The following is a 1,122-nucleotide window of genomic DNA, read 5'->3' as shown; positions in this document are numbered from 1 at the left end:
AAAGCAAAGTTTGAGCGTAACAAGCCGCACGTAAACGTGGGCACCATCGGTCACGTTGACCATGGTAAGACCACTCTGACAGCTGCCCTGACTCGTGTATGTCACGAAGTTTGGGGCACTGGCGAGAGCCGTGCTTTCGATCAGATCGATAACGCACCGGAAGAGCGTGCGCGTGGTATTACCATCGCGACCTCTCACGTAGAGTACGATTCTCCGACCCGTCACTACGCCCACGTAGACTGCCCGGGCCACGCTGACTATGTGAAGAACATGATCACTGGTGCGGCACAGATGGACGGCGCGATCCTGGTTTGCTCCGCAGCTGACGGCCCCATGCCGCAGACTCGTGAGCACATCCTGCTGTCCCGTCAGGTTGGCGTTCCTTTCATTGTCGTGTTCCTGAACAAGGCCGACATGGTAGACGACGAGGAGCTGCTGGAGCTGGTTGAGATGGAGGTTCGTGACCTGCTGAGCCAGTACGACTTCCCGGGTGACGACACCCCGATCATCACCGGTTCTGCCCTGATGGCGCTGGAAGGCAAGGACGACAACGAAATGGGTACTACCGCTGTCAAGAAGCTGGTAGAAGCCCTGGACGACTACATCCCTGAGCCGGAGCGAGCGATCGATCAGCCGTTCCTGATGCCGATTGAGGACGTATTCTCCATCTCTGGTCGTGGTACCGTAGTAACTGGTCGTGTTGAGCGTGGCATCATCAAGGTTGGTGACGAAGTGGAAATCGTGGGTATCCGCGACACCACCAAGACCACCTGTACCGGTGTTGAGATGTTCCGCAAGCTGCTGGACGAAGGTCGTGCCGGCGAGAACGTTGGTGTTCTGCTGCGTGGTACCAAGCGTGACGACGTTGAGCGTGGTCAGGTTCTGTGTGTACCGGGCTCCATCAAGCCGCACACCAAGTTCGAGTGTGAAGTGTACGTACTGTCCAAAGAAGAAGGTGGTCGTCATACTCCGTTCTTCAAGGGCTACCGTCCGCAGTTCTACTTCCGGACCACTGACGTGACCGGTTCTTGCGAACTGCCGGAAGGCGTAGAAATGGTAATGCCGGGTGACAACGTGAAAATGACCGTCACCCTGATCGCTCCGATCGCCATGGAAGATGGC

1 protein-coding gene is annotated in these 1,122 nt (G+C 57.0%); it reads left to right on the top strand.

The genetic code is table 11. The annotated features are described in order from the left end of the window. Nucleotides 1-1,122 (top strand): elongation factor Tu (gene tuf, locus Q674_RS37030; RefSeq protein ID WP_023009707.1); only part of this gene is annotated, 1,122 nt, incomplete at both ends.

Source organism: Marinobacter sp. EVN1 (assembly GCF_000475375.1).
Taxonomy (GTDB): domain Bacteria; phylum Pseudomonadota; class Gammaproteobacteria; order Pseudomonadales; family Oleiphilaceae; genus Marinobacter; species Marinobacter nauticus.
The sequence above is the reverse complement of the archived record's forward strand: the minus strand, read 5'-3'. Positions and strand labels throughout refer to the sequence as shown.